The sequence below is a fragment of the Bacteroides zoogleoformans genome (assembly GCF_002998435.1).
GTDB classification, from domain to species: Bacteria; Bacteroidota; Bacteroidia; order Bacteroidales; family Bacteroidaceae; genus Bacteroides; species Bacteroides zoogleoformans.
In genome coordinates this window covers 256493-280792 of record NZ_CP027231.1, presented here as the reverse complement: position 1 = coordinate 280792, position 24300 = coordinate 256493, and the positions used below count along the sequence as shown (strand labels likewise).

Below are 24300 nucleotides of genomic sequence, written 5' to 3'. Positions count from 1 at the left end.
TGCTTTACAACGCTGTCACCTTTCCCATGAAAAGGATGGTTCCCGTACTCTTCTCCTTTATCAGGAAAACAAAGGGACGATTGATATGAAAAGATTTTACCGACGTACCGATAGAAGTAGTAAGCATACCTGTAACGGTCACTGCGGCAGCTTCGGTGCCTTCCTCGTCCACTTTGACGTATGTGTATTGCTCCAACAGGCCGACAAACAAGTGAGCAGCCGACATTTTAGAGAAGTCGGCGGTAACGCGATCGAAGGCATCTTTCATCCCCATTGCCATCATAACCGTCTTCAGTTTTTTATCATATTTTAGTTCAAAGCGGGGAAATTTGACGTTCAGCGTTGCACCCGAAAGATATTTGCTCCACTCCAGCCAATGTTCTTTTGTCAGTTGCGGCAAGCACTCTTCCAGCGACTTTCCTTCTGCGGGCAAAAGCACTACCATGCTGAAGGCCTCGTTGCCATATGGAAACTCGGCAATGGAGAAATATTCGTTTTCGCCATAATTAAAGTGCCCTTCATTCATATTCATCATCTGCACCGCAGACTTACTTCCATCCCCGTTTGTAAATTGCTCCGAAGCAGTATCGGATTTACTGAACCGTTTCGTCCAATTCCCTTTGAAATAAAGCGCATTCAGCAGATAAAGACATGCGGCATCAGGAATTTCTGTCAAGACTTCCGTGATACAGTTATTCGTTTTCTCGGCACACCAATTGTTTATGGTAGCTATTGCAGCGGGCGATGCAAAATCCAATTCCCGCACTTGTGCATCGTACATCCGCTTATTCACATTCACGAAGTCGTCATACACTCCGAATCCTTGTCTTATCCAAATAGAATTGGCAATACCCAACCGAGTGGTATTATCCAAATCAAGTAGAGCGGTTACCAGTTTTTTATTATAATCATTCATCTTATCCAATGAATAATCGGAAAACCCCAGAGTGGTTTTCATTTCCTCCAGCGTATTGCCAGCCGCTCCGTTAGTGACCATCGACAGACAAAGAGTGACACTCAAAGGAGAGACAAACAGATTGGGCTTCTCTTCAGTCTTGCAAACCTGACTGAAAAAACGAAAGGCAAAATCGTTCCCCTTATCCAACATTTCTTGCTCCGTACGAGTAAGAGCAATGTCTTTACGAGGTTGCGGTTGCGGGGAAGAACTCTCATCATTTTGGCACGATGCAAGGATGCAAAGCAAACCAAATACGGCAAATGTTTTCTTTAGCATAGGTTGATAGTATTAGTTAAAAAAACAATTATCTATAATTAAAATGCACAGACAATGAGAATACTGCATCAAATGACAAAAAATATTCATAGAAGCCCCGCCAACTCAGAAATCTCCTCGGGCATGTATCCGCTACGGATTCGCCACTCCTGTGGATAAAGATTGTTGGCGCGATTGCCGATGTTCTTGACAAATCCAAGAGGAATATGCTGATATGTAAGTAACACGACTCCTCGGGGAGCTGTTTCGGGAAGCACCACCGTCTCTTTGCGCAAATAGGCAATGGCTTGTTCGCTGCCTATTTCTTCACAAACGAAAGCGGCCCGATTCAGCGCAGTGCTCATGGCAAGCGCATGGGCAGGCACCCAATCTTTGCCTTTCAGCTCGGCAATGCCTATCCCCGCTTGCACAATACGAAGCGATGAACGCAAAGCCGACAATCTCGGGAGAAGTTCTTTAGAGAAAGCGCTGAGGTTGTCGCCATGCGTAAGAAACTCATATTCATCCGGAGCAGTGAGCCATCCGCGCAACACGGCAAGTTGCTCTTTGACAGAGCCGCTACTTTTCGTTCCTTTGTCCACCGGTTTTCGCCCCCTTACCCGCTGGTTATCATCTCTTTGCCCATATAGTACAGATGTTATGTCCCGGGTGCACGACTGCTCTGCCCACACATTCCCGTTGCCCTGTCCGGGCTTACGCAGGACAGCCAGAAAGAAGCCTTCACCCTCCGTCTTATGAGGCAGGAAACGATAAATGGGAAAGTCTTCTCCGGTCAACAGGTTACCCGTGATGTTCCAATCGGCAGGAACCTGCAATGGCAAAACTTCCGCTCCAAGGTCTTTCTGCATCAAACGGATATTCTTCTCATTCTCTTTCGTATTATAAGTACATGTACTGTATATAAGGATGCCACCGGGTTTCAGGCATGGCCAGATGTCCGCAATGATACGATGCTGGCGTTGCCGGCATATCTCCACATTGCCGGGGCTCCACTCGCTCACGGCAACAGGGTCTTTCCGAAACATGCCTTCGCCGGAACAAGGAACGTCGGTCAGTATCACATCAAAGAAACCATCCAACGGAGAGAAATCCACCGGGTCATTGTTGGTCACCACGACGTCGGGATGTCCCCACTTTGTAAGATTCTCCGCCAAAATCCTCGAACGGCTGCGGACGACCTCATTGGCAACCAGCAGGCTGCCTTCGGGCAACAGACTACGGACAAGAGTCGATTTTCCTCCGGGAGCCGCACAAAGGTCGAGCATCGCCACCGGTTCTTGTGCAACATACTGTTTCAATGCCTGCTCCACAAACATGGACGAAGCCTCCTGGACATAGTAGCAGCCGGCATGAAACAACGGGTCGAAAGTAAAGCTCAGACGGTTGTTCAGATAACATCCGGTAGCCGACCAAGGCACCTTTCGCAAAGAGGCACGAAAACGGCCGAATGAAGAAGCCTGCAATTTTTCTTCATTCAGTCGTATGCTGACCGGCTGCTCCTCGTCAAGAGCAGCAACCAGTTTATCATATTCCTCACTTCCCAAAAGGGCATGCATATAGTCGGTAAAAGCCAAAGGTAACTCCATGATATAAACAGTTTTAGATTACCTACCTAATCCTTATTTTGTTATCTTCCAGCACCACCAGCTGTTTCTTGTACAAATCTCCCACTGCTTTCTTGAATGTTTTCTTGCTGACACCAAAAGCGGCATAAATATCCTCTGCGGGACTTTTGTCATTCAGCGAGGTAGCACCGCCTTGTTCGCGGATATATTCCAAAAGGGAAGCCGCAAAATCACCCACCTTTCCGGCACCCGGTTTCTGTAGCATCAAGTCTATCTTGCCATCTTCACGCACCTGCTTCACATAAGCTTTTAGCGTCATACCCGCTTGCAACGGTCGGAATATCTCACTTTCGTAAAGCAGACCGCTGTATTGATGTTGAATGATAGCCTTGAAACCCAAATCAGTTTTCTGCCAAATCAAGATTTCTACTTCTTCCCCCGGTTGGTAAGGTGCTTGTCCCTTGGAAAGATAACGTTCCACTTTAGCCGAAGCAACAATGCGGTAGCTCTCGTCATCCAAATGAGCATGAACCACGTATTTTTTCCCTACCTGCATTTTCATCTTCTGCTCCCGAAATGGAACAAAGAGGTCTTTCATCAAGCCCCAGTTAAGAAAGGCACCGTATTGATTTACCCAAGCCACCTCCAGGCAAGCAAACTGCCCCACCTGCACCAATGGTGTCAATGTAGTGGCCACCAAACGTTCTTCATTATCCAGATATATAAAAACGTTCAACTTATCACCTACCTTACACTCTTCGGGGACATAGCGCAATGGGAGCAGGATTTCTCCCTCTTCTCCACCATCCAGATACATTCCGAACTCAACTTCTTTCACTACTTCCAGCGTATTGAATTTTCCTAACTCTATACTCATAGTTCTATGCTTTTCTTGCAAAGATAAATAAATTGTGAACATCCGGACAATCCTCAACAAAAGAAAAAACTTTCACTTAAAAAAAACTCATTCTTTATAAGCGCACTGTCAGGAGAGCTTATCCTTCCTCCTTTTTTAGATATTTTTCTTGGAAAGCCTTGTGGTATAAAAAAAACTATTTATCTTTGCACCCGCAAACCGAGAAATGGTGTCATAGCTCAGTTGGTAGAGCAAAGGACTGAAAATCCTTGTGTCCCCGGTTCGATTCCTGGTGACACCACTTTTCAAAGGCGGAATGTAGCGCAGTTGGTAGCGCACTACGTTCGGGACGTAGGGGTCGGGCGTTCGAGTCGCCTCATTCCGACAAGATAAGGTTTAACCTATTGCCAGTCAGCAGGTTAAACCTTTTTCTTTTCAAGTGCCGGGACAAATACGGGACAAAATAGAACTGGTTATCATTAACTTGCATTGTTACGAAAACGAAACAATGTAAAAAAAATGTTGCCGAAAAAGGACAGAGACAACTTCGCAGAAATCGAGAAATACCGCCTGCCCATATACAAAATAAGAAAGGCTGGGAAAAATATGTATACTTCTACGTCTTAGACCCCGACTCCGTATTAGAGGGAAACCCAAAGTTAAGACGTATCCGCAAGAAATTCAACCACATCGCCAACAAGAAAGACCGGGATGAAGCGGCACTCCGCTTCCGGGACGAAGTGGCCGTAAAGCTGAAGCAGGGATGGAATCCATTGATTCAGGAATGCGGAAAGAAAGGATTCACGCCGTGCAATGTAGTGTTCGAGCGATACGAGCTGAACATGAAAAAGATGCTCAAAGACGATGTCATCAAACCATCCACCTACAATAATTATATATGCCGGCTTAACCAGCTGAAGGAATGGAACGAAAGCCTCTCCGGCAAAATGGTGTATATCTACCAGTTCGACAGAGCCTATATAGAGAGCTTCCTCGAACACTATCAATTCTACAGCCTGAAAGACACTGGGATAACGGATGCCATTGACCGTGTGGGACTTAGCGTAGCGAAGGACCAAGCACGTCACTCATCCGTGGCCACGACAAACAAGTATGTAAGGAAAGAGCAGATGACCGCCCATCCGGAACTGAAGAACTTTGAAGGTAATTTGTAATGTCATAAAAAAACTTTATGTTTTACTTACACATTAAAAATATTTTATGTACATTTGTGATGTCAAAAGAAAAAGAGTATTAATCATTAAAAAAACGACCTATGAAAAAAGGAAAAGACGAGCTGGAAGAAGTCAACTTCCAAATCTACCGCCTGAAGTACGAGGTTCAGAAGTACATCGAACGCTGCAAGATTCTGGAAGTCGACCCCTCTGAAAAAGTAGATGAGTTATTGGAAAGGCTATCTAAGATGATGGCAAAGAGAGAAAAGTTAATGAAAGAGTAAAAGAACAGCCCCTCCTGAAAGGGAGGGGCAAAAACAACAGAAGTATGGAAGAACTATTGAAAGAACTAAAAATCATGAGCAGTCTTGAAGGTGTAGAGAGCACCAACAAGATGAAAGCAATCGCCGCCAAATACCGGACGCCCGAAGAAAAGGCATATATCAAACAATATTTGGACGGAGAACTGAACCAAGTGGAGAAAGAAATAGACGAGCTGGACGGAAAGTTAGACAGGATGCTGGACATCAAGCGGCAAGTGAAAGAGATCAGCGAAATCGTGTCATTGAAGTATATCGCACAAAACTACTTCGGAAAAAGCGCCGCATGGCTAAGCCAACGGGTTAACGGCAGCCCCGTAAGAGGCAAGATATACTACCTGAAAGAAGCTGAGATACAGACATTGAACAATGCCCTTCAGGATATCGGAAAGAAATTAGGCTCTCTTGCTATCGGTTGATAACTCGATTCTTTTGACGCCGGTCCCCGCAGGTTGAGCCGCCTACGGGGACTTTTTTTTTAAAACATAGATCACATCCTCGTAGCTGAAGAAACGCCCTTCGACAATCTCAGAGGATTGATTCTTTTCGGCTCTATATTTAATCTCAATGCAATAGTACTTCTTGTTACCGATAACATACATAGGGGCAAATACCCTGTCCCTCCTTAAGATACCACCACTTCCAGAACTGAAAATTTGGAGATAGTACCACGACGGGCTATGTTGCCTTGTTCATTGGACTATATTTTAAGAAAAATGCTTGCATGTCTCAAATATTTTGACGAATTTTGTGTATAAGTTGTGAATACAATGATTTAAAATCAAAGATGTTACACCAATAATCCTCTAAAAATCAAGACCATGTATGTTTTATCACTCAGAATTGTCTGCTTAATTTAATTCCGACAACAGGTTTATAATAATGAAATTTAAAATTAAAACGCATTGATCTTTTTCTCCATTTACCACATAAAGAACTTGAAATAAATATAGATTTTAACTTTAACTAAAAAAAGATGAAAACAAAAATGTTTAGAACCTTATGTACGGTAATCGTACTGCTATTCTCAGCTTCTTTTGCTGCAAATGCACAGTTTCGGGCACTGAAAGAAAGAGTAAAAAAAACGGTGACAACCAAAATCGTGAAAGAAGCCAATGAGGCCGAAAAGAAAGTCTCAGACAAAGTGCACGAACAAAAAATGTATTCTATCGCCCGAGAATCAGATTTTAACGAACAATCCGAACCGGAAGAACTCTTTGCCAATTTAGCCTATGAACTGAAGCAATTTAAAACAGCCATAGCCGAAGAAGACATGGAACATATAGCTTGCCTGCATTGCAATCAAATCACCAACCTGTTGAATCTGCTGGAAAATAATGAAAAGACTGACAAGCAGCAAATGCAAGAATGGCGGACCGAAGTCCAACAGATAATGGCTGAAGCAAACAAACTAATCTACGGGGGAAGACCCGCTTTCGACAACTCTTCTGAAGAAGCAAAACAAAACAGCACTTACGATGTCATCCAGTTCTTTATCGATAAGGTCAACGCACCTTCGGCCGGTCCGAACAGCAAAGAGTTCTACCTGGCCCAAGCCAATGCCATCAGAGAAATTAGACTATATAGTGGTGACATATCCGCAAAAGATGCCCGATACCAAGAAATTTATAAGCAACTGCAATCCCTATATGCCTCAATGCGCAGCGAGTACAAGCAAACCTGGAAAATGAAAGATGACATTGTCATCATGAAAGAACGGGAAGCTCATTTGGCAGAACAGAAGAGGCAGGCCGAGCAGAGAGAAATAGAGCGAAAACAACAAGCCGCACGCCAAAAATCTGTAACGAACAACTCCGGTAGTATAAATAAATTCTACAATGGCAGCAACCAACACATCGGCCATATCAATGGTTCATTAGATGTTTTCAACAAAAACAATCAGAAAATAGGAAGAATTGGTCGCAACGGTGAAATTTTCTCTGAAACCAATTCTATGATCGGCAAGTGCAGCAGCGGCTCCTACTACAATAGTAGCAACCAGTTTATCGGGAAAATAGAAGCAGACGGGTCTGTCAAAAACCAGAATAACCAACTCATTGGAACTATCAGTGGTGGCAGAGTTGCCAATGCAAGCAATCAAACCATCGGTTATACCCAGGCAGACAGGAGATGGGCAGCGGCATTCTACTTCTTTAATTATTTCAAATGGTAGCAGAAATCACAACTCAGAATTAACAAAAGCATACCATGCCTCACTACGATTTAATCGCCATATTGGGTCCCACAGCCTCAGGGAAGACCCCATTTGCTGCGACATTGGCCGCCGAGCTTCATTCGGAAATTATCAGTGCAGACTCACGGCAAGTTTATCGAAGCATGGATCTTGGCACCGGAAAAGACATTGCAGACTACACTGTAAACGGGAAACAAATTCCATATCATCTCATTGATATAGTCAATCCGGGCTACAAATACAATGTTTTCGAATACCAACGTGATTTTCTCGATGCTTACGAGACCATTAAGCAAAAAGGGTGCCTACCCATTGTGTGCGGAGGAACCGGAATGTATCTCGAATCTGTGTTGAAGGGTTACCGACTATTGCCCGTACCGGAAAATCAAGAACTGCGCAACCGTCTGGCCGACAAATCGCAGGAAGAACTGACGGAGATACTGAAAGGCTACAAAAATCTGCACAACACCACAGATGTAGATACGGCCAAACGTGCCATACGCGCCATCGAGATAGAAGAGTTTTACGCCCACACTCCGGTAGAGGAGCGTTCGTTCCCGGCCTTGAACAGTCTCATCATCGGAGTGGATATAGACCGGGAACTGCGCCGTGAGAAAATAACCCAACGCCTGCGTCAACGGTTGGCAGAAGGAATGGTAGATGAGGTGAAACAACTGATAGAACAAGGCATCCGGCCGGAAGACCTTATCTATTATGGTTTGGAATATAAATACTTGACGCTTTACCTCATCGGCAAGTTGAGTTACGATGAGATGTACCATCAGCTGGAGATAGCTATTCATCAATTTGCCAAACGGCAGATGACGTGGTTTAGAGGCATGGAACGGCGCGGATTCACCATCCATTGGATAAATGCCCGATGTCCGATGGAAGAAAAGATAGCCTTTGTAAAAGCAAAACTCAAAGAGATTTAGTATCTTTGGCGAAAAAGGATGAAACCGATGATATGAAATGAAAATGTTAGACCTACTGAAAGAAACGAATCTATGAGTGCGAAACCTGAAAAATGGGGAGTGATATACAACCCCAAAGCCGGGACACGGAAGGTGCAAAAACGGTGGAAAGAAATCAAAGAATATATGGATTCCAAAGGTGTGTCTTACGACTACCTCCAGTCCGAAGGGTTCGGCTCGGTAGAACGTCTGGCGAGATTTCTTGCCGACAACGGCTACCGAACCATCGTTGTAGTAGGAGGTGACGGTGCATTGAACGATGTTATCAACGGTATCATGTTTTCCAATGTCGCCGACAAGAAAGATATTGCCATCGGCATCATCCCCAACGGCATAGGCAATGACTTTGCCGACTATTGGAACATGAGCCAGGACTACAAAAAAGCGGTAGACTGCATCATTAAAAACCGTCGCCGGAAAATTGATGTGGGAACTTGCTACTATTACGATGGCGAAAAACATCTGACGCGCTATTTTCTCAATGCCATCAATATAGGGTTGGGCGCACGCATTGTGAAAATCACCGATCAGTGCAAACGTTTTTGGGGCGTCAAATTTCTCTCCTATTTCATGGCATTGCTATCTATTATCTTCGAACGTAAACTCTATCGGATGCATCTCAAGATAAATGGTGAGCATATTCGAGGTCGTATCATGACTGTCTGCATAGGCAGTGCGTGGGGGTATGGACAAGCTCCGAGCGCAGTACCCTATAATGGCTGGTTGGATGTTTCCGTCATTTACCGTCCGGAATTATTACAACTTTGGTCAGGTTTATGGATGCTCATCCAAGGCCGGATTCTCAACCATAAGGTGGTGATGCCCTACCGCACCCAGAAAGTGAAGGTACTGCGTGCACAAAACGCTTCCGTCGATTTGGACGGACGCATTCTGGATCGCCATTTTCCTTTGGACATAGGCATTTTGCACGAAGCTGCCACTCTGATTATCCCCGGTTAAAACGGGAACCGTCTGAAAGTCGAAAAAAACAACGCCACTTACTGTCACTTCAGGAACAGCTCCTTATCAGAACCGTATCAAATCCATATCTGCTCCATGTCTATACAAGCAGAGGATATGCGGAGGTGATACGGAGGTGATACGGAGGTGATACGGAGGTGATACGGAGGAGATGCGGAGGAGATGCGGAGAAAGAGAGCAAACAAGACATTTTATACAAGGCTGACAAGCGATGAAAGACTTCGCGAGGAGCAAAACTCAACTAAGAGAGGTACAAACAAAATATAATACTAAAATAAATAAAAATGATTGAACTGAAAAACAATCCTGCCGGTAATTTCTTTCTTCTGGCAGGTCCTTGCGTCATTGAGGGCGAAGAAATGGCGATGCGCATCGCCGATCGTATTGCGACTATCACCGAAAGGATGCAAATCCCATACGTGTTCAAAGGTTCGTACCGCAAGGCCAACCGCTCCCGCTTAGACTCTTTCATGGGTATTGGGGATGAAAAAGCACTGAAAATACTGAAAAAGATACATGATACATTCGGAGTGCCCACAGTGACAGATATCCATGCGGCAGACGAAGCTGCAATGGCCGCCGAATATGTGGACATCCTTCAGATACCCGCATTCCTATGCCGACAGACAGATTTACTGATGGCTGCCGCACAAACCGGCAAAACAGTCAATATCAAGAAAGGGCAGTTCCTCTCCCCGCTTGCCATGCGCTTTGCAGCGGACAAAGTGGTGGAAGCCGGCAATCCCAACGTCATGCTTACTGAACGAGGAACCACTTTCGGATATCAGGATCTGGTGATCGACTACCGAGGAATTCCGGAGATGCAGGCATTTGGATTCCCCGTTATTTTGGATGTGACGCACTCTCTGCAACAACCCAATCAAACCAGCGGGGTGACGGGAGGTATGCCGCAACTCATTGAAACTGTTGCCAAAGCCGGCATTGCCGTAGGAGCCGATGGGTTATTCATTGAAACACATGAAAATCCGGCTGCGGCCAAAAGCGATGGCGCCAATATGTTGCAATTGGATTTGCTGGAAGGCTTACTGACGAAATTGATACGCATCCGAGAAGCCATCCGATAAAATTTCATCCGCTAAAATCAAAAAACAGTCATCGGCTGTGATTTATCTTTCACAGCACCGACATATAGAACAAAAAACTATTTAATAACGCTTAATAATGAAACATTTACTACACAGCTTCTGGATGATTGCACTGCTTATCTGCTGCAACATCCAACAGGCATCCGCCCAGATGCAGATGCCCCCCATCCCGGTGGATAAGAACGTACGCATCGGGAAGTTAGACAACGGATTGACATACTACATCCGCCACAACGCCTTGCCGGAACATCGGGTGGAATTTTACATCGCCCAAAAGGTAGGCTCCATCCTCGAAGAGCCTCACCAGCGCGGATTGGCCCACTTCCTTGAACACATGTGCTTCAACGGAACCAAGCACTTCCCGGGCGACGAGAGAGGACTGGGAGTGGTGCCCTGGTGCGAGACGAAAGGCATCAAGTTCGGCGTCAACCTGAACGCTTACACCAGCGTGGACGAAACGGTTTATAACATCAGCAACGTGCCCACCGACAACCGGAACGTGGTAGACTCTTGCCTGCTCATCCTGCACGACTGGAGCAGCGCCGTGTTGCTCACCGACAAGGAGATAGACAAGGAGCGCGGCGTCATCCACGAGGAGTGGCGCAGCCGCAACAGCGGCATCATGCGCCTCTACACCGAAGCCCAGCCCACGATGTATCCCGGTTCGAAATACGCCGACTGCATGCCCATCGGAAGCATCGACGTCATCGACCACTTCCCCTACCAGGCCATACGCGACTACTACACCAAGTGGTATCGGCCGGATCAGCAGGGCATCATCATCGTGGGAGACATCGATGTAGACGCCATGGAGCAGAAGCTCAAAAACACTTTCGCCGATGTAAAGGCGCCCGTCAACCCGGCGGAGCGTGTCTACTTCCCCGTTCCGGATAATAAAGAGCCGCTGGTCTATATCGGCAAGGATAAGGAAATAGACAACCCCAGCTTCATGATCTTCTTCAAGCAAGACGCCACGCCCGATTCCGTCAAGGGCAATATGATGTATATGTTGCAGGACTACCTGCTGAGCATGGGCATGGATATGCTGAACAACCGCCTGAACGAACTGCGCCAATCGGCCAACCCTCCTTTCATATACGCCAGCGCCGGTTATGACGACTACTTCCTCGCCAAGACCAAAGAGGCCTTTACGCTCAGCGCCGGCAGCAAGGCCGACGGCATCAGCCAGGCGCTGAAGGCCGTATTGACGGAAGTGGAACGTGCTCGCCGCTTCGGCTTCACGGAGTCGGAATACGAGCGCGCCCGCGCCAACTACCTGCAACGCCTGGAATCGGCCTACACCGAACGCGAGAAGAACAAGAACGACGTCTACGTGCGGCAATACGTGCAGCATTTCCTGAACGCGGAGCCCATTCCCGGCATCGAGTTCGAGTACAGCACCATGAACCAAGTGGCCCCCAACATTCCGGTGGCCGCCATCAATCAGTTGGTGCAGACGCAGCTGGTGGCGGATACCAATCAAGTGGTGTTCATTGCCGCACCCGAGAAAGAGGGCATGAAGTATCCCACCCGGGAAGAGGTCGTGGCTCTGCTCAAGGGCATGAAGGATCTCGATGTCACGGCGTATGTGGACCAAGTCTCTGACGAACCGCTGATGAAAGAAGCTCCCAAGGGCGGAAAGATTGTCTCGGAGAAGCAGAACGCCATCTACGGCACTACCGAGCTGACCCTCTCCAACGGAGTGAAAGTGTACATCAAGAAGACCGATTTCAAGGCAGACGAAATCCGCATGAAGGCTTACAGCGCCGGCGGAAACAGCCTGTTCGAAACCAAAGACGCGCTGAACTTCAACCAGCACGTGATGAATGGCGTCATCTCCGCCGGAGGCATCGGTAACTTCAGCAAAGTAAATCTGACCAAGATGCTTGCCGGCAAGAAGGTGTCCGTCAATGCCGGCGTAAGCAGTACGCAGGAGTATGTAAGCGGCAACTGCTCGCCCAAAGACTTTGAGACGATGATGCAGCTTACTTACCTCAACTTCACGGCGCCGCGTAAGGATGAAGACGCGTTCTCCTCCTTCAAGAGCCGCCTGAAAGCGCAGTTGGAGAGTGCGGAAGCCAACCCGCTTTCTTCCGTCACCGACACCCTGCGCAAAGTGATGTACAACAACCACCCGCGCAGCATCAGCCTGAAGCCGGACATGGTAGACAAGATTGACTACGATCGCATCATCGAGCTTTACAAAGAGCGCTTCGCCGATGCAAGCGACTTCAAATTCTACTTCGTGGGCAACATCGACCTGGAGAAGGCTAAACCGCTCATTGCGCAATACCTCGGCTCATTGCCCGCTACCCATGCCGGCCAAGAGAGTGTCCGCGACAACCAGATGGATATACAGCCGGGCAACATCGTAAACGAGTATGCCAAGGAACAACAGACACCGATGGCTACCGTCATCATGGTCTACAACGGCAAGTGCGAATATACGCTGAAGAACAGTATCCTGATGAGTTTCCTCACGCAGGCCCTCGACCTTGTCTATACGGAGGAAGTACGCGAGAAGGAAGGCGGCACGTACGGTGTAAACACTTACGGCTCACTGACCAAAGCGCCGAAAGAGGAAATGATTCTGCAAATCGTTTACCAGACCGACCCGTCCAAGAAAGACCACCTCAACGGCATCATCGACGAGCAAATGAAGAAGATGGCTGAAGAAGGTCCTACCGCCGAGCATCTGCAAAAGATTAAGGAATACATGCTGAAGAAGTATAAAGATCACCAGAAAGAAAACAGCTACTGGCTGGGCAATCTGGACGAATACTTCAGCACCGGCATAGACAACACCAAGGATTATGAGGCGACAATAAACGCCGTTACCGCCCAAGACATCCGGCAGTTTGCCGCCGACATCCTGAAGCAAGGCAACAAAATCACGGTCATCATGACCGTGCCCGAAGCCAAATAGCCGCCGGTAAAAGAGCCGTAAACCAACCACACCACAAGGCTGCGTTGTTCCGCTACGAAGTAGCGCAGCCTTGTTCATTCTTAATCAACCCATCTACCACAATGAACCTCTTTTTAGTATTGCGAAAACACGGAAGACTGGCCGACAAGCGCAACCCGATGTACGAGAAGAGCCGTTTCGCCAAGTTCTGGATTTATCTGATGGCCGCTTTCTGGGCAGGCTATCTCATCTTCTTCGGCACGACGCTTGCCTTTGCCATGCAAGGCGGAGCCACGGAGCCTTACCACATCCTGAACTCCGGCCTGATATTCATCCTTGCACTCGACTTTGTCACCCGTATGCCTTTCCAGAAGACACCCAGCCAAGAAGTAAAGCCCTACATCCTGCTGCCCGTCAAGCGCCGTCGGCTCATCGACTGTCTGCTGCTTCGTTCGGGGCTGGATTTGTACAATCTCTTCTGGTTCTTTTTCTTCGTTCCGTTTGCCGTCATCACCGTCACCCGTTTCTATGGGGTTACGGGCGTCATCACTTATTTAGCGGGCATCTGGCTGCTGATGCTTGTCAACAACTACTGGTACCTGCTGTGCCGCACGCTGATGAGTCAACGCTTCTGGTGGCTGTTGCTTCCGATAGGTGTTTACGGGCTCATGGCCGCCGCCATGTTCATTCCGGACAACAGTCCGGTGTTCAGCTTCTCCACCGACGTGGGCGAAGGGTTCATTCAAGGCAATCCGCTCACCTTTGCGGGTACATTGGTCGCCGTGGCATGCTTCTACCTGATAAACAGCTACGTGATAAGCGGCGTGATGTACAACGAAATCAACAAAGTGGAAGACACCACCGTGCAAGTGAAACACGTATCGGAATACCGCTTCCTTGAACGCTACGGGCAAGTGGGCGAATACATGAAGCTGGAGCTGAAACTGCTGCTGCGCAACAAGATGTGCAAGCGCGCCCTCTATTCCGCCGGAGGCGTGGTCATCATGTTCAGCGCGCTTATCGCCTTTACCGACGCCTATCAGGGGGGCACGAAAAGTTTCCTCGTGATGTACAACTTCGTTCTTTTCGGCATCCTCTTCCTGAGCACCATCATGGGATATGAAGGCAACTACATAGACGGATTGATGAGCCGCAAAGAGAGCATTTACGCGCTGCTGCAGGCCAAATATATCCTCTATACCTGCGGGCAGATTGTACCGTTCGTGCTGATGATACCTGCCATCGTGATGGACAAGGTGACACTGCTGACCTGCCTTTCGTGGTTCTTCTTCATTCCGGGGTTTGTCTACTTCTGCATGTTCCAGATGGCCGTATACAACAACAAGACGGTGAACCTGAATAACACGATGACCCAACGCAACATGGGGACGGGGATGCAAAACCTCATCTCTCTTGCGGCTTTCGGACTGCCTCTGATTCTGCTGTACACGCTTCAAGCGCTGTTCGACGACGGCACCGTGGCGGTTATCTTCATTGTCATCGGCATCGCATTCATCGCCACTTCACGCCTTTGGCTGCAAAACGTCTACCGCCGCTTCATGAAACGCCGCTACCGGAATATGGAAGGATTCAGAGACAGCAGACAGAAATAGTAAATCAAGCATACAAGAACTCTAAAAGCAAACAGACCAAATGATACAGATTACAGACCTTCAGAAACACTTCGGCAGCAAGGTTGCCGTCGACATAGAGAGCTACACCATACACCGCGGCGACATGCTGGGACTGGTGGGCAACAACGGTGCCGGAAAAACCACCCTCTTCCGCCTCATCCTCGACCTGCTGAAAGCCGACAGAGGAAACGTCACCATAGACGGCACGGACACCAGCCGGAGCGAGGAATGGAAAAGAGACACGGGCGCCTTCATCGACGACGGTTTCCTGATAGACTACCTGACGCCCGAAGAGTATTTCTACTTCATCGGCAAGATGTACGGACTGAATAAACAAGAGGTGGACAGACGCTTACTCCCCTTCGGTCGTTTCATGAACGGCGAGGTGCTGGGACAGAAAAAGTTCATCCGCAACTTCTCCATGGGAAACAAGCAGAAGGTAGGCATCATCTCGGCCATGCTTCACCACCCGCAACTGCTGATTTTGGACGAGCCGTTCAACTTTCTCGACCCCAGTTCGCAATCCATCATCAAGCACCTGCTGAAGAAGTACAACGAAGAACACGGTGCCACCGTCATCATCTCCAGCCACAACCTGAACCATACGGTGGACGTGTGTCCGCGCATCGCCCTGCTGGAGAACGGCGTCATCATCCGCGACATCAAGAACGAGCACAACTCTGCCGAGAAGGAATTGGAAGCCTACTTCAACATCAGTGTAGAGGAAGAGATTGCCGAGGAAACCTCGGACACATCCGAACAGACATCGATGCAAGAAACGCAGCCAATGGAATAAACAATCCAAATCATATAGTAAAACTCCAAAGCCAAAGAATCATGAAGAAAATTATCAGCCTCCTCCTGCTTATCTGCCTTGTGCAGAGCGCCCATGCGCAACTCTTGTGGAAAGTATCCGGCAAGGGATTGGAAAAACCGTCGTACATCTTCGGCACCTACCACCTCTCGCCCCTCGGCATCAAGGACAGCATTGCCGCCCTGCCGCAAGCCGTGAACGAAACCTCGCAGGTTTATGGTGAGGTGGTCATGAGCGAAATGATGTCGCCGGCTTTTGTGCAAAGCATGCAACAGCAGATGATGATGCCCCAAGACAGCACACTGCAAAGCCTCTTCACACCCGAACAATACGAAGAATTGGGCAAAGTGGTCAAAGAGAACATGATGGTGGACATCGCCATGCTGGCACAACTGAAACCGGCCGCCATCAACACGCAACTCGCCGTGATACTCTACATGAAACATACGCCGGGCTTCAATCCGCAGGAACAGCTCGACGCCTACTTTCAGCAACAGGCACAGCAACAGGGCAAGAAAGTGGGCGGACTGGAAGCACCCCAATCGCAAGTGGATATCCTCTTCAACAGCCAGACGCTGAAACGTCAGGCGGAGATTCTGTATTGTACGGCGAGTGACATCGACAGAACCGTAGGACAAGTCAAACGCGTGATTGAAGCCTATCGGAAGCAGGATTTGAATGCGATGTTGCAACTGCTGGCCGAACGTCGCGGCGACTCGTGCGACCCTCTGCCCGGAGAAATGGAAGCGTTGATTGACAACCGCAACAAAGCATGGGCCGAAAAGATGCCCGCCCTCATGAGCGAGGCTCCCACGCTCTTCGTGGTAGGCGCCGGACACCTGCCCGGCGACAACGGCGTATTGAACCTGCTGCAACAGCAAGGCTATACGCTGGAAGCCCAGAAGTAAGAAGAAAATCTCTTCTACGCTTTCTTTTCCTCATCAGCCTTGCCCGGAATTACTTTTTCATTTCCTTAAAAATACTATCTTTGCCGCGGAAAAACGAGAAACAATGAAAAAGCTGATTATATTCGATTTGGACGGCACGCTGCTGAACACCATCGCCGACCTGGCACAAAGTACAAACCATGCCCTGCAGAGACTTGGATACCCAATACATCCGGAAGCTGCTTATAACTTCATGGTGGGCAACGGCATAAACAAACTGTTTGAACGTGCCTTGCCGGAAGGTGAAAAGAGCGAAGAAAACGTGCTGCGTGTGCGCAAAGAATTCATCCCCTACTACGACGTGCATAATGCCGACAAGAGCCGCCCCTATCCCGGCATACCCGAACTGTTGCAACAAATACAAGAGGCAGGGATGCAGCCGGCCGTAGCGTCCAACAAATATCAGGCCGCCACTGAGAAGCTGATTGCCCATTACTTCCCCGAGATTCGTTTTGCAGCCGTATTCGGACAGCGCGAAGGCATTGCCGTAAAGCCTGACCCGCACATCGTGCATGATATCCTCGCAATAACCCGTACGGATAAGGAGGACGTGCTCTATGTGGGAGATTCGGGAGTGGATATGCAGACGGCCGCCAATGCGGGAGTAACCGCATGCGGAGTGACATGGGGATTTCGTCCACGCATGGAGTTGGAATCTTTCCACCCTGAACATATCGTCGACGAAGCCGACAAAATCTTTACTCTGGCAATGTCTTGCTAACCGAAAAGCTGCATTTACGAATACAACAATGCGCCTGCTATAAATATAAAGCTTTGTCTGACATACCATTGACATATCCATATAGACAACAAAAAATACAAGCCTAAAAACAAATTTTCCACATCCGGGGATATACATCTCTATACATTTGCATCAACAATTTAACAGTGTGTGCGAACACACGATGAAAGATGAAAACATTTTAAATTATTAAACATGCAAAGGATGTCTAACAAGATGAAAAACATGTGCAATGCGCTACTATTCACGTTGGTAGCCATGATATCGCTCAACGTATCAGCGCAAAATGTGACCGTAAAAGGTACTGTGAAAGACAAAATCGGAGAAACAGTAATAGGCGCCTCCGTAGTCCAAAAAGGAAATAACAGCAATGGAACCATTACGGATGTTGACGGAAACTTTACACTGTCTGTCCCCGCCAATGCCACACTGGTATTTTCTTATGTGGGAATGACTACACAAGAAGTTGCCGTTAAAGGACAGAAAGTTATCGATGTGGTTTTGGCAGACGATGCGCAGGCCCTGGAAGAGGTGGTGGTCATCGGCTACGGTGCGGTGAAACGTAAAGACCTGACCGGTTCCGTGGCCACCGTTAACTCCGAGGTTTTGGCAGCTGTGCCGGTAGCTACGGCAACAGAAGCGCTGACCGGTAAGATGGCGGGTGTGCAGATTACCACAACCGAAGGTTCGCCCGATGCAGAAATGAAAATCCGCGTACGCGGCGGAGGTTCCATCTCTCAAAGCAACGAACCGTTGTTTATCGTTGACGGGTTCCCCGTAGAATCAATTTCCGACATTCCGGCTTCGGACATCGAAGATATGACCGTATTGAAAGATGCCTCTTCGACGGCAATCTACGGATCACGTGGCGCAAACGGTGTTATCTTGGTTACTACAAAATCCGGAAAGGAAGGCAAAGTGTCCGTAAACTACAACGCTTATTATTCATGGAAAAAGATTGCCAAAACATTGGATGTGCTCAGCGCTGCCGATTATGCAAAGTGGCAATACGAGCTGGCTCAGCTGAAAGGCAGCAGTTATGTGACGGGCTATGAGAAATTCTTCGGTTCGTACACAGACTTGGACTTGTATGACAACATTGCGACCAACGACTGGCAGAATCTGACTTTCGGGCGTACCGGCCATACCTTCAACCACAGCCTGAACATCAATGGAGGTAGCGACAAAATCAAATACGCTTTCAGCTACAACCACATGAATGACAAAGCCATCATGGAAGGTTCCTCATACAAGCGTGACAATTTCAGCCTAAAGCTGAACACCAAGCCCGCCAAGAACGTGACGCTGGATTTTCAGGCACGTTATTCCGAAACAGACATCAACGGCGGTGGTGCAAACGATGTAAGCTCTCCTTATGACTCGGACAAACGTCTGAAATACTCCGTCATTTATACCCCGATACCCCTTGCCAATTTGGATTCTTCTTCAGGCAGTGCCGACGACGATTTAGGAAACCTCTATCATCCATTGACATCCATCTCTGACAACGATAGGATGCAAGAACGCAAAGGTTTGAACATCGCTGGCGGTTTCGGATGGGAAATCTTCAAGAACTTCAAGGTCAAAGCCGAAGTTGGCTACGACGACTATCGCAACAACGACCAACGTTTCTGGGGATTGACCACCTATTATATAAAGAATGTTCCCTCCAAAGACAATCAGAAGAAGCCGGCAGCTCAATTCGCCGAGACCAATCGTCACAAGTTCCGTAGCACGAATACCGTCAGCTACGATTTCTCCAGGTTGTTCAGAGGTGACAGCCACCACTTGAACGCCATGGCCGGACACGAATGGATCATCAGTAAATCAACCGTTCAGACCAATGTGGTTCATGGATTCCCCGAATCGTTCACAGCATCCGATGCATGGAAATACTCCTCGCAAGGCAAGCCTTTTACTATCGACAACTACCTCAATCCGGACGAAAAGCTCTTGTCCTATTTCGGTCGTGTCAACTATGACTTTGAAAGCAAATATTTGTTGAGTGCTACATTCCGTGCCGATGGCTCCTCCAAATTCTCATCCGGCAATCAATGGGGATACTTCCCGTCTGCCGCCTTTGCATGGCGCGTATCTTCAGAACCTTTTATGAAAAACACCCAAGGCTGGCTGGACGACTTGAAGTTGCGCGTAAGCTACGGAACTGCCGGCAATAATAATATTCCTTCCGGTCAAATGAACTTAAACTACAAGTCTTCAGCAACCAGCTGGATCAATGGGTTTGACAGCTATTGGTCGGCTTCCAAGATAATGCCGAACGCGGATTTGAAATGGGAAACTACCATTACTCGCAATGCGGGTATGGACTTCACCGTATTAGGCGGCAAACTGAGCGGTACTGTCGAAGCATACTTGAACACGACCAAAGATTTGCTCATTCAGTTCCCGGTTGCAGGAACCGGTTACGACTATCAGTATCGCAACATGGGTAAAACACAAAACAAAGGTATTGAAGCCAGCATCAACTGGACTATCCTTGACAAAAAAAACTATGGTTTGAGCTTCAGTGCGAACATCGGATTCAACAAGAATGAAATCAAAGACCTGGGCATCATGAACGACTTCGGTGAAGAGACCTATTGGGCCTCTTCCGAAATCGGTTACGACTTCTGGATAGCCAAGGGAAGCTCTGTCGGCAGGATGTACGGCTATCGTTCCGCAGGCCGTTACGAGGTAAGCGATTTCATCGGTTATGACGAAGCATCCAAGTCTTGGAAGCTGAAAGAAGGTGTGGTAGATGGAACTGCCGTTCTCGGTAAGTTGCGTCCGGGCACCATGAAGCTTGCCAACATTGACGGCAGTGCGGATAACAAAGTGACATTGGCCGACCGCGAAATCATTGGTGATGCCAATCCGGTACATACCGGCGGTTTCAGCATCAATGCCCGCGCCTATGGCTTCGACCTGAGTGCAAACTTCAACTGGAGTTATGGCAACGACGTCTACAATGCCAATAAAATAGAGTTCACCAATCCCGGAAAATACCAATACCGTAACATGATTGGCGAAATGGCCGCCGGCAAACGCTGGAACAACCTGAATGCGGACGGAACCATTTGCAACGATCCTGCCCGATTAACAGCAATGAATGCCAACACCACCATGTGGTCTCCTTATGCCAATAGCGAGAAAATGATTTTCAGCGACTGGGCCGTAGAAGACGCTTCTTTCCTGCGTCTGAACACATTAACTTTAGGCTATACATTACCCAAAGCTTTGCTCTCTAAAGCGCACATACAGAATTTACGTCTCTATGTGACGGCTTACAATGTATTCTGCCTTACGAACTATTCCGGATATGATCCGGAAGTATCCACAGTCCGCAGAACCAACCTGACTCCGGGTGTTGACTATTCCGCCTATCCCAAGAGCCGTCAGTTCGTGGTAGGTCTTAACTTGAACTTCTAACCAAGCAAAACAATCAAAGAAATGAAAAAGATACTATACACATCTGTTTTAATGCTGTCGCTGGCAGGCGCAACGACCTCTTGCGACTTGGAATCTCCCTCTGTTTCTGCGATGGAAGAACCCAACCTGTTTGCAGTAAAAGACTTGGCCGAAGGGGCTGTAATGGGTATTCATCAATCCTTTGGAGAGACTAACTCCTATCGCGGTCGTTTCCTCCCTTATTATGGTATAAACACCGACCTTGAATGGATAAACAACATAGATCCCGCCAAGATTGCCGACGACGGAAAATACGAGTTGTGCACCTACGCCACGCGTCCCACCAACTCGCAAATGAATACCGACAACAATGCTTGGGCAAAATTCTATGAAGGTATTGAACGTGCCAACCTATGCATACGCGGCTTGCGTGCCTATGCCGACCTTACGAATCCGGATTTCCGCCAGTTGCTGGGTGAAGCCCTCACTTTGAGAGCCGTGCTCTACCTTGACTTGGTAAAAGGCTGGGGAGATGTTCCCGCCCGCTTCGAGCCTAACTCTTCGGAAACGGTTTACCTGCCCAAGACTGACAGAGATTCCATTTATATACATCTGCTCAACGACTTGAAAGAGGCTTCGGACATGGTTCCTTGGCCTAATGCATCTACTGTTACCAAAAGTACGGAACGAATCAACAAGGCTTTCGTCAAAGGCCTCCGTGCACGTATTGCCCTCTATGCCGCAGGATATAGTCAACGTGCAGACGGCATACGCCGCAGCAATCATCCGGAACTGACAGTTGATAAAATGCATACCATTGCCAAAGAGGAATGCCTGGATGTCATTAATAATAGCGGAAGCGTTTTGGGTAGTTTCATTGATAACTTCAAGAAACTGTGTCAGGACAATACCACTGCCGGTGGCGAATCTCTTTGGGAAGTTCCTTTTGCTGCCGGTCGAGGTCGCGTACTCTATACCTTGGGCGTGAAACACAAAGCTAAAGACCAATATACCGAGCAGGCACAGGGTGGCATAAACGGTCCCCTGCCCTATCTTTTCTATGACTATGATGTAGAGGATGTGCGTCGTGACATCACTTGTGTTCCTTATGAGTGGTCGTCCGGTTTGGTCAACGGAAAATCCAGACAGGAAGTGCGCAGCCTGAAAAGCTGGTGCTTCGGTAAACTTCGTTATGAGTGGATGAACCGTATTGTTACTTCTACCAACGACGATGGCATCAACTGGCAGTACATGCGTCTGGCCGATGTGTATCTGATGGCCGCAGAAGCTATCAACGAACTGGAATCACCTACTGCTGCCGCACCTTATTTGCGCCCGATATTGAGCCGTGCATTGCCCGTAGCCAAAGTTTCGGCATACATGACAAAAGCCACTGCAAACAAAGACGCTTTCTTCAACGCCATAGTAGAACAACGCGGCTTTGAGTTTGCCGGAGAATCTCTCAGAAAAGCAGACCTTATCCGTTGGAATCTGCTGAAAGTAAAGATGGACGAAGCAAAAAAGAAGATGAAGCAATTGGCTCGCCGCGAAGGCGCCTATGCCGACCTGCCCGAAAAGCTGTACTACAAAACAGACAAGGATAACGAAACACTGCTCTTTTATGGCCTGAACCACGGGGAAGTGGGCAGTGCCCCCGAAGGTTATGAAAGTGTCACATGGATTAATACCGAGAAACTGACCGACGCACTTATCGATTGTCTTTATCAGAAAAACCCCGATGAAAATCAGTTCTGGCCCATCTGGCAAACATTTATCGACAGCAGCAACGGCATGCTTTCTAATAACTAATGAATGAAAGATACATACAACAGAAGATTATGAAGAAGTTTTCAAAATATATCATTGGGGCAGGGTTGGCTTTGGTTGCCCTGACCACCGCTTGCAGCAAACAAGACAACGAGCTGACCGCCGTTGAATACGCACGCTTCTTTGCTCCCTTCGGACTGGAGGCAAAAGTAAACAATAACATCAATGTCCGTCTAAGCTGGACTCCGATAGAAGGGGCGACAAGTTATGACATCGAAATCTTTCAAGATGACAGTCTGACTTTTGCCGGCACACCGATACGCACCTATACCGGTCTGACAAATTCCAATATCCCTTATGACGTGAAAGAATTGATGGGCGACACCCGATATTCTGCCAGATTCAAAGCGCATGGCGAAGGCAGACCGGAGTCCAAATGGAACGGGGTGTATTTCAAGACCGACCCGGAACAATTGCTAAGCAAAGTGACAGAAGACGACCTGACTTATTCAAGCGCCACGTTTACGTGGAAAGCGAACAAACAAGTAACCGGCATGGTGCTTAACCCCGGAGATATCCGACACACTTTCACGGCAGAAGAACTAAAGACTTGCACTGCCACCGTCGGCAAACTACAAGGCAACACCAAATACACAGCCCGCTTAGTCAACGGAGACAAGAATTGCGGTGAACACTCTTTCACGACTTTAATCGACCCGGCTACCGCCATTTTGGTATCGGAAGGCGGAAAGTCGCTGCAAGAAGCCATCGACGAAGCAACGCAGAACCTCAACCTGATTCTTGTTCGTGCAGGAACGTATGAACTGACCGACATAAACATTGACAAAGACGTACGTATCGTGGGAGAAAGAATGAACAACCGCCCCGTGATAAAAGGCAGTAACTTCAAATTGAATGGAGGCAGCGTAGAGATGAGAAATGTCATTCTGGATGGAGACTACACCAAAAACCATGCGTTCGACTACAAGAAAGAGGCGACGTACTCTGCCCTGCATGTGGAAAACTGCGAAATAAGGAACTTCGATAAAGGCCTGTTCTACATCAACACCGCTTCTTTGGTGGAATCAATCACTTTCGACAACTGCATGATACACGACGTAAAATGTAACGGAGCCGACTTCATGGATAGCCGCAAGGGAGCCTACAAAGCTCTGGATTTCATCAACAACACCGTTTACAACAGTTGCGCCGACCGCGATTTTGTGCGTTATGACAATGCCACCAAGACGTTCCCTGATGTGATGAGCCAGATCAACGTCAGCAACAACACCTTGGTCGGTATATCGAACAATCCAAGCAAACGCATCATGTACGTCAGGTTTGCCACAGAGCAAAAAGAAGAGAATGGTGTAAAAACCACTTTCAAACATAGCATCAAATTCATGAATAATATAGTAACCAATACGGCGGGATACTTCTCCAAGCAATCGCAAACCAACTCCGCCCCCACATTCGGCAACAACAACTATTTCCGTGCAGCCAATGCAGGCACGATAGAGGTAACAGTGGACGGCATTGCCCAAGTAGTGGCAAAGGATGGAGGCAAGACCCTCGACCCTAAATTCAGAGACGAAAGCAATGGCGATTTCACCGTAACCAATGAAAATGTCAAGATAAATAAGGTGGGCGCTCCCCAATGGTTATAGCGGAGAGGCTC

Annotated in this window: 18 protein-coding genes and 2 tRNA genes; 17 read left to right on the top strand and 3 right to left on the bottom strand. The window is 47.9% G+C overall.

Annotation, left to right across the window (positions count from 1 at the left end; translation table 11 throughout):
* Positions 1 to 4 precede the first annotated feature (4 nt).
* The 3 genes from C4H11_RS01250 to C4H11_RS01240 form a co-directional block, all read right to left on the bottom strand.
* On the bottom strand, positions 5 to 1234 hold the full coding sequence (locus C4H11_RS01250) for a serpin family protein (protein ID WP_106040149.1): 1230 nt from the start codon (positions 1232 to 1234) through the stop codon (positions 5 to 7).
* 86 nt (positions 1235 to 1320) lie between these two features.
* On the bottom strand, positions 1321 to 2820 hold the full coding sequence (locus C4H11_RS01245; protein WP_106040148.1) for a methyltransferase RsmF C-terminal domain-like protein: 1500 nt from the start codon (positions 2818 to 2820) through the stop codon (positions 1321 to 1323).
* A gap of 22 nt (positions 2821 to 2842) precedes the next feature.
* Positions 2843 to 3676 carry a CvfB family protein gene (locus C4H11_RS01240; protein ID WP_106040147.1) on the bottom strand — a complete coding sequence of 278 codons (834 nt, stop codon included), beginning with the start codon at positions 3674 to 3676 and terminating at the stop codon, positions 2843 to 2845.
* A gap of 207 nt (positions 3677 to 3883) precedes the next feature.
* Between C4H11_RS01240 and C4H11_RS01235 the strand changes: the two genes are divergently transcribed.
* The 17 genes from C4H11_RS01235 to C4H11_RS01155 all read left to right on the top strand — a co-directional run bounded on the left by C4H11_RS01235 (position 3884) and on the right by C4H11_RS01155 (position 24289).
* Positions 3884 to 3956 (top strand) — tRNA-Phe (locus C4H11_RS01235).
* 11 nt (positions 3957 to 3967) lie between these two features.
* Positions 3968 to 4040: transfer RNA gene (locus C4H11_RS01230), tRNA-Pro, on the top strand.
* 355 nt (positions 4041 to 4395) lie between these two features.
* Positions 4396 to 4830: a site-specific integrase gene (locus tag C4H11_RS01225; RefSeq protein WP_106040146.1), complete on the top strand. Its 435-nt coding sequence runs from the start codon at positions 4396 to 4398 to the stop codon at positions 4828 to 4830.
* Between the two features lie 101 nt (positions 4831 to 4931).
* Entirely contained in the window at positions 4932 to 5114 is a 183-nt protein-coding gene (locus C4H11_RS01220; RefSeq protein ID WP_106040145.1) for a hypothetical protein, read from the top strand.
* A 44-nt stretch (positions 5115 to 5158) separates the two neighbouring features.
* Entirely contained in the window at positions 5159 to 5569 is a 411-nt protein-coding gene (locus C4H11_RS01215) for a DUF5053 domain-containing protein (RefSeq protein WP_106040144.1), read from the top strand.
* Positions 5570 to 6138: 569 nt separating this feature from the next.
* A complete protein-coding gene (locus C4H11_RS01210; RefSeq protein WP_144597884.1) occupies positions 6139 to 7323 on the top strand; it encodes a 5-fold beta-flower protein in 1185 nt (394 codons plus the stop codon).
* Positions 7324 to 7358: 35 nt separating this feature from the next.
* A complete protein-coding gene (gene miaA / locus C4H11_RS01205; RefSeq protein WP_106040142.1) occupies positions 7359 to 8279 on the top strand; it encodes a tRNA (adenosine(37)-N6)-dimethylallyltransferase MiaA in 921 nt (306 codons plus the stop codon).
* 72 nt (positions 8280 to 8351) lie between these two features.
* Positions 8352 to 9278 carry a diacylglycerol/lipid kinase family protein gene (locus C4H11_RS01200; RefSeq protein ID WP_106040141.1) on the top strand — a complete coding sequence of 309 codons (927 nt, stop codon included), beginning with the start codon at positions 8352 to 8354 and terminating at the stop codon, positions 9276 to 9278.
* A 305-nt stretch (positions 9279 to 9583) separates the two neighbouring features.
* Complete coding sequence (gene kdsA / locus C4H11_RS01195; RefSeq protein WP_106040140.1) at positions 9584 to 10384, top strand: 3-deoxy-8-phosphooctulonate synthase; 801 nt, start codon at positions 9584 to 9586, stop codon at positions 10382 to 10384.
* 97 nt (positions 10385 to 10481) lie between these two features.
* On the top strand, positions 10482 to 13331 hold the full coding sequence (locus C4H11_RS01190) for a M16 family metallopeptidase (RefSeq protein WP_106040139.1): 2850 nt from the start codon (positions 10482 to 10484) through the stop codon (positions 13329 to 13331).
* A 101-nt stretch (positions 13332 to 13432) separates the two neighbouring features.
* On the top strand, positions 13433 to 14923 hold the full coding sequence (locus C4H11_RS01185) for a DUF5687 family protein (protein ID WP_106040138.1): 1491 nt from the start codon (positions 13433 to 13435) through the stop codon (positions 14921 to 14923).
* A gap of 40 nt (positions 14924 to 14963) precedes the next feature.
* Positions 14964 to 15740 (top strand): ABC transporter ATP-binding protein, encoded by a 777-nt coding sequence (locus tag C4H11_RS01180; RefSeq protein ID WP_106040137.1) that lies wholly within the window; start codon positions 14964 to 14966, stop codon positions 15738 to 15740.
* 41 nt (positions 15741 to 15781) lie between these two features.
* The gene (locus C4H11_RS01175) at positions 15782 to 16666 is read left to right on the top strand and encodes a TraB/GumN family protein (RefSeq protein WP_106040136.1); all 885 of its coding nucleotides are present in this window, start codon (positions 15782 to 15784) and stop codon (positions 16664 to 16666) included.
* A gap of 103 nt (positions 16667 to 16769) precedes the next feature.
* Positions 16770 to 17426, top strand: coding sequence for an HAD family hydrolase (locus C4H11_RS01170; protein WP_106040135.1), 657 nt, complete (start codon positions 16770 to 16772; stop codon positions 17424 to 17426).
* Between the two features lie 225 nt (positions 17427 to 17651).
* Positions 17652 to 20876, top strand: coding sequence for a SusC/RagA family TonB-linked outer membrane protein (locus tag C4H11_RS01165; protein ID WP_164996498.1), 3225 nt, complete (start codon positions 17652 to 17654; stop codon positions 20874 to 20876).
* Between the two features lie 21 nt (positions 20877 to 20897).
* Positions 20898 to 22664 carry a RagB/SusD family nutrient uptake outer membrane protein gene (locus tag C4H11_RS01160; RefSeq protein WP_106040133.1) on the top strand — a complete coding sequence of 589 codons (1767 nt, stop codon included), beginning with the start codon at positions 20898 to 20900 and terminating at the stop codon, positions 22662 to 22664.
* 29 nt (positions 22665 to 22693) lie between these two features.
* Entirely contained in the window at positions 22694 to 24289 is a 1596-nt protein-coding gene (locus C4H11_RS01155) for a DUF4957 domain-containing protein (protein WP_164996497.1), read from the top strand.
* Positions 24290 to 24300 lie beyond the last annotated feature (11 nt).